Origin of the sequence: Sporosarcina sp. P1, from assembly GCF_002743155.1 — a bacterium.
Taxonomy (GTDB): domain Bacteria; phylum Bacillota; class Bacilli; order Bacillales_A; family Planococcaceae; genus Sporosarcina; species Sporosarcina ureae_B.
On sequence record NZ_PDYS01000035.1, the window covers coordinates 1 to 6,798 of the forward strand.

Annotated in this window: 4 protein-coding genes; 2 read left to right on the top strand and 2 right to left on the bottom strand. The window is 43.5% G+C overall.

Annotation, left to right across the window (positions count from 1 at the left end):
• Positions 1-776 precede the first annotated feature (776 nt).
• Positions 777-1,235, top strand: coding sequence for a C40 family peptidase (locus tag CSV73_RS16085; protein ID WP_085132950.1), 459 nt, complete (start codon positions 777-779; stop codon positions 1,233-1,235).
• A 95-nt stretch (positions 1,236-1,330) separates the two neighbouring features.
• Here the strand turns inward: CSV73_RS16085 and CSV73_RS16090 are convergent, their stop codons facing one another.
• Complete coding sequence (locus CSV73_RS16090) at positions 1,331-2,239, bottom strand: accessory Sec system S-layer assembly protein (RefSeq protein ID WP_085132951.1); 909 nt, start codon at positions 2,237-2,239, stop codon at positions 1,331-1,333.
• Positions 2,236-4,599: an accessory Sec system translocase SecA2 gene (gene secA2, locus CSV73_RS16095; RefSeq protein ID WP_085132952.1), complete on the bottom strand. Its 2,364-nt coding sequence runs from the start codon at positions 4,597-4,599 to the stop codon at positions 2,236-2,238. The genes CSV73_RS16090 and secA2 overlap by 4 nt, the downstream gene beginning before the upstream one ends.
• 288 nt (positions 4,600-4,887) lie before the next feature.
• On the opposite strand from secA2, the gene CSV73_RS16100 reads away from it, so the two are divergent.
• The gene (locus CSV73_RS16100; protein ID WP_085132953.1) at positions 4,888-5,931 is read left to right on the top strand and encodes a glycosyltransferase family 4 protein; all 1,044 of its coding nucleotides are present in this window, start codon (positions 4,888-4,890) and stop codon (positions 5,929-5,931) included.
• The last annotated feature ends 867 nt before the right edge of the window (positions 5,932-6,798 follow it).

Sequence of the window (6,798 nt, forward strand, 5' to 3'; positions counted from 1 at the left end):
CTGTAGGCAATCCCCCACGTGCCTGTGCGGGTCGAGAAAGTGATCACTTGCTAACTTCAGAACCCAAAAATAAGTCGAGCGACGTACCCAACAAAAGTGAGCAAAAAATGCATGATAGCTATCACAATGTCACTGTTTTTCTCTTTGCTAGAAACACGAACTAATTCATTACCCCACAGTAGCACAGGCACAACTGCGGGGTAGGCCGTGGCCCTGAGACAACTGGCAGCACCATCGCCAGCTGGCTCATGGCTGTAGGCAATCCCCCACGTGCCTGTGCGGGTCGAGAAAGTGAACACTTGCTAACTTCAGAACCCAAAAATAAGTCGAGCGACGCCCCAAACAAAAAGTGAGCAAGAAATACATGATAGCTATCACCATGTCACTGTTTTTCTTTTTGCTAGAAACACAAACTAAATCATTTCCCCAAAGTAGCGCAGGCACAACTGCGGGGTAGGCCGTGGCCATGAGACAACTGGCAGCACCATCGCCAGCTGGCTCATGGCTGTAGGCAATCCCCCACGTGCCTGCGCGGGTCCAGAAAGTGAACACTTGCTAACTTCAGAATCCAAAAATAAGTCGAGCGACGTCCTCAACAAAATGGGTACTTACTTTTGTCAATTTTAGACACAAATATTTCAAGTGTAATATACCATTCGACTTTGAAACATCCTTGTTACATTACTGTAATAAATCATAAGTTTGTACAATGCTAAGATGAGATACATAAACAGACAAGCAAACTACTAAAAATACATACTGTCGCGGAGGAACTTATGAATCTATTACAAAAGGCTATCTCAGTCCTAGCACTTACTACACTTTTGATCGTCTCACCATTTGCTGGACAAGCAGATGCAGCCGGTAAAACAACGAATATCACAAAAACAGCAACTAGCTTAACGGGTATCAAATATCGCTATGGTGGTACAACGAGAGCAGGATTTGATTGCTCAGGTTATGTTGGTTATGTATTCAAGCAAAATGGTTTAAAAGTAGCGAGAACTTCTAGTGCAATGTATGCATCAGGGCGTGCTGTGAAGAAATCGAGTCTACGCAATGGTGATCTAGTATTCTTTAACACAACAGGACGCGGTGTTTCACACGTGGGAATCTATGTTGGAAATGGCAAGTTCGCACATGCTTCTACATCAAAAGGTGTGCGTGTGGATAGAGTAAATGATACGTACTGGGGCAAGCGCTATATAGGTGCGAAGCGTGTTGCAGGTATTTAATAGAAGAAACATCGATCTTCCTATGTGGAAGATCGATGTTTTTTACGAAAAAATACCGGATAGGAGAGGGGATTCCCAATCTTATCCGGCAAGTATTAAGTAGTTGCGTCTTGTGGAACGCGGATTGTCCAACGAGAGAAATCCGGTTCATCTTTCTTCACTAATTCCTTAGGGTAGATGAATGTCCAAGGGGTCGTGCTGTTTGCTTTCACGGAAAGTGGAGGATTGAGGTCGAATGTTCCTCGTGCTACCAATTCTCCTGTTGCATCAATTAATTCAAGCGGTAACTTTTCAATATTGATTTGTTTGGAGTGACCGTTACGAACGAAAACGGAAGCTGCAATCGTACCTTCATCTTGTGATTGGATTTGGAAACCTGCGATATTCACTTCGCGTGGCTTCAATTTTGGAAGATCGCTTACAATTTTAGATAACGCTTCTTTTTGCTCAGCAGGGAGTTGTTCTTCCCATGTTGGTGCAAGTTCCAATTGGTGTGGCATCATCGAATGAACGTTGAATGCAAGCTTCCAGTTCGTTGCAGGGATTTCTTCTACCAATTGATCTTTCTTTTCGAAAACGAATACCCATGGTCGTGCACTGCGCGCTGGAATTTCACCTAACTCGTTCAAATCGAACTCTGCAGATGCTGCTGTATTGCCTTCTTCATCAAGTAATAATAACTCAATTTCGCCTACAGTGATCGCTTGATCCAGTGAAGAACGGAAAAATGCTTTAACTAACCAGCTACCGTTTGTTGGCTCCAAATCGATATCGATACCTGACAAGGAGATTTGATTTGGTTTTAAAGGCTCTTGCTCATTTGCAAGAAAACGGAAAACATATTCTTGCTCCTGTGTTAGGCTCCATTGCTCATGAAGAGATAGTTCTGTTTCGATATCTTCGTCGCCTGAACCTGCTTGGCCATATTCTAAAATTTCCTCGGATTCGACTGTACTGTCCAATCCGGTTTTTTCGGTTTTTTTGAATAAATTGAAGAGTTTCATTGGGAAACCTCCTGTTTTGTATTGAGTTGCTTCATGAATGCGATAATTTCGGACGCAATATCCCGGCGCAGGCGTTGATAGTGCTTGGCGAATAACTGCAAGCCTTCACGCTGGTAAATACGCATAGGATCTTCTTGTCCGTATGAACGCAATCCAATTCCTTCTTTGAGGCGAGTCATCACTTCCAAATGCTTAACCCACATCGTGTCAATATAGCTCAACATGACTTGTGGCAACAGTTGACTCACTTGTTCATTATCAGTGAACGTGTCGATAAATGCAAACAACTCTGCCATTTCTTCATCGTACTCTTTCATTATATCTGCAGTTCTATCTAATGAATTAGGAAGCTTGACCGGCGTCAGTAAAAGTGCGTTCATCGTCCGTTCGATACGATCGAAATCCCAGTTATCAGCAATTTCATTATCTGGGCAACTATCTAGAACGACGAACTCAACCGTTTCCGACAACATCGTCTTGAGTTTATCGAAAATGTCATTGCCTTCGAGTACGCGATTGCGTAAGGAATAGATAACTTCACGCTGATCATTGATCACATCATCTAATTTTAGATTATATTCACGCATAGAGAAGTGCGCGCCTTCCACGATCCGTTGTGTACGTTCCGTCAGTTCATCTACTTCAGGGTTCAGTACTTTACCATTCTCATCCGTGCGAACTTTCGTCAAGAATTTCTCGAGTTCTTCAGGAGAGAAGCGGATATACATTTCATCTTCTAAAGAGAGATAGAATTGACTTTCGCCATGGTCTCCTTGACGACCTGAACGGCCGCGTAACTGATTATCGACACGGCGACTTTCATGTTTTTCTGTACCTAATACAAATAGTCCACCGTTTTCTTCCACGCCTTCACCAAGTACGATATCCGTTCCGCGACCTGCCATATTCGTAGCGACGGTAATATTGCCCGCTTGACCAGACTCGGAAATCAATGAAACTTCCTGCTCGACACTTTTCGCATTCAATAGATGGAACTTCAATCCTTCATCACGTAAATACTTGGCAACTGCTTCGGACTGAAGAATGGAAGTAGTACCGACTAATACGGGTTGGCCCTTCGCATGACGAGCGGCTACTTCTTTTGCTACTGCTTTATACTTTTCTTCTGTCGTTCTGAAAACGAAATCTGGAGCATCGATTCGCGCACGTGGGCGGTTCGTCGGGATTTGGATTACTTCCATATTATAGACTTCACGGAATTCCTTCTCCTGAGTTTTCGCAGTACCCGTCATTCCACAAAGTTTTGGATACATACGGAAGTAGTTCTGAATGGTAATTTGAGCTTGTGCTTTATTTTCGTCCGTAATATCGACGCCTTCTTTAGCTTCAATTGCTTGGTGAAGACCATCAGATAGAGTTCTACCTTCCATAATCCGGCCGGTGAACATATCGACCAGTTCAATTTTTCCGTCTCGTACGATGTAATCGACATCCCGCTTGAAGATGACGAATGCACGGACAGCCTGGATGACATAATGATAAAGAGTTTGGTGATCTAGATCATACAAGTTTCCGATACCAAATGCTTTTTCGACTTTTTCAATACCTTGTTCGGTAAGAGAAGTTGCCTTTGTTGCCTCGTCAAAATCAAAGTCTTCTTCCACTTTAAAGCGTTTGGCTAGGCGAGCTGCGATATGGTGAAGGTCTGCATCGGCTTGCGTTTTGCCTGCCACAATCAATGGTGTTTTTGCTTCGTCGATCAAGACACTGTCGACTTCATCGATAATAGCGAAATGATAAGGTCGCTGCACTTTTTGAGACGTGTGCTGCACCATGTTATCTCGTAAATAGTCGAAGCCGAATTCTGTACCTACACCGTACGTAATATCTGCTTCGTAAGCGGCTTGCTTAGCGGGCCCTTGCATCATCGGAACATTCAAGCCGACAGTCAATCCAAGGAAACGATGAATTTGACCGATTTGATCAAAGTCCCGTTTTGCTAAATAATCATTGACTGTAATGACGTGGACGCCTTTACCTTCAAGCGCGCGTACATAGGAAGGTAGGGAAGCGACAAGTGTTTTACCTTCACCGGTAGGCATTTCAGCAATATTACCTTCCGTCAATACAGCTCCACCGATTAGTTGCACATCAAAATGGCGCATACCGAGAACCCGTTTAGATGCTTCACGTACAACTGCGAATGCATCCGGCATAATGGTCTCGACGGTTGCGCCGTCTTCTAACTGTTGTTTGAATTGATCTGTCATTCCAGAAAGATCATCATCAGACATAGCGATATATTTAGGTTCTAGTGAATTAATCTGCTCCACAATTTTGCGGTATTTACGCAACTGACGTTCACTCGTTCCAGTTCTACGTTTAAAGATTTTTAACATGAATTAGACGCTCCTTTATAAATCTCTATTTAAATGAGAGATTCCTATCTATTTTACCAAAAGGACCGACAAAAGACTATCTATATATAGAAAGAGAAGAACAATAGATTTATGACAATTTACCGCGCGTAAAAATGGCTAAATCCTCGTCGTGGCGGTGTTTAATAGTGTTTGCATGTAAGCAAGTAAGGGAACAGATAAGTAATGCGTACTAAAGGATGAAAACTAGCAACAATCATGTTATACTAAAAGGCGATATGTACTTAATGCTAATTGGGGAGGAAAGACATGTTATTCATTGCAATGTCTGTAGCTTTTATCGCTGCAATTATACTAACACCGCTAGTCATCAAATTCGCGTATCGGATCGGTGCGGTTGACCGCCCCAATTATCGGAAAGTTCACGCGAGAATCATGCCTAGAATCGGCGGGCTCGCGATCTTCGGAGCGTTTATTATTGGATATGCTATATTATTGCCGAAAGACGAGCACGCAGTAAGCATCCTAATCGGTGCAGTACTGATCGTCATGATTGGCTTTTTAGACGATATGCTGGAAATCACAGCAAAAGCAAAAATGTTAGGCCAACTAGCGGCTGCGTTGGTCGTTGTTCTATGGGGCGGCTTACAAATTGAATTCATCAACTTGCCTTTTCTTGGGCAACTCGACTTTGGTTATTTAAGTATTCCGATCACGATTATTTGGATCATCGGAATCACGAACGCTGTCAACTTGATTGACGGATTAGATGGTTTAGCAGCAGGTGTTTCCACTATTGCGCTCATTGCCATTACGGTAATGGCTTTATTAATGGGAGATGTCTTCGTTGCTGCAACCGCTTCTATATTGGCAGCTAGTTCGCTTGGATTCTTAGTGTTCAACTTCCATCCGGCGAAAATTTTTATGGGCGATACTGGATCGCTATTCCTAGGATTTATGATTTCGGTTCTGGCATTACTTGGCTTTAAGAATGTTGCAGTGGTATCCCTAATTATTCCAATTATTATGCTAGGTGTTCCTATTTCAGACACATTCTTTGCGATTGTAAGACGAGTTCGCATGAAGCAGTCTATTACAGCGGCAGATAAGTCGCATTTACATCACTGTTTATTGCGCGTAGGGTTCTCGCATAGACAAGCTGTGCTGACGATTTATGGTATTGCGATTCTATTCGGAGCAGCTGCTGTATTGTTCTCACAAGCAACCGTGTGGGGCGCGTTGCTTCTGATCTTCGTTATGCTGATTGTGATTGAGCTGTTTGTAGAGTTGATTGGTCTGGCAGGGGCGAATTATCGTCCGTTGTTAAATTTAGTACGCATGATTGGTAAATAAGTAAAACGAGTCCTTGTCTGCTAAGAAGCGGATGAGGGCTTTTTTTATGCTGAAATGTATAAAGATGAAGTGATTGCTGGGGGAGGGTACCGTTGATCGACGTTCCAGGCGGACGCTTTCTCATGGGCTCGTGGGAAGAGCCGTAACGAAGAACGGTACTTGCGAGTAAAAGCGAAGCGTTAGGAGCACATCTTTGCACTCGCCGCCAGCTTCTGCTTCTATCCTACGTGGATAGTGGAGGTAGTTGAATCACTTACTGGAGGTGGTGTGTTAGTTATTGTTGCTTTTAAACTTATTTAAGTTCAAAAGCAAGAGTGGTGGAGTGGTGAGGGAATTTGTGAGTATGAGGGGATGGAAGCTCCAGTTGGGGACGCTTTCCTGAGGGCGTGGCCCGAGCCGCTTCCCTCACTTCGTTCAGTCCAGGGTCTCGAACTCACGCTGATCCTCCAGGAGTCGCCCCAACTTCCGCTTCCATCCTACGTGGATAGTGGAGGTAGTTGAATCACTTACTGAAGGTGGTGTGTTAGTTATTGTTGTCTTTGAATATGGTTAAGTTCAAGAGCAAGAGTTTTGGGTGTGGTGAGTGAATGTGTGAGTGTGAGGGCATGGAAGCACCAGTTGGGGATGCCTTCCCATGGGCTCGGCTTGAGCCAAGTGAACAGCGAAGGGTTTGCTTTGCCTTAATTTCTGTGTACTTTTCAGAAATTAAGGCATACTGTCCGGGGTCTCAAGGCCATAGGCGTCAACTTAAGAAAAAATATAGGGTTATACTTCCTTCTTTGTTGGTATTTATAGAGTAAAACCAATAAAGGAGGAGTCTACTATGAAGCCGCATCATCCAGTTTATCAATTAAAACAGTTATTTCA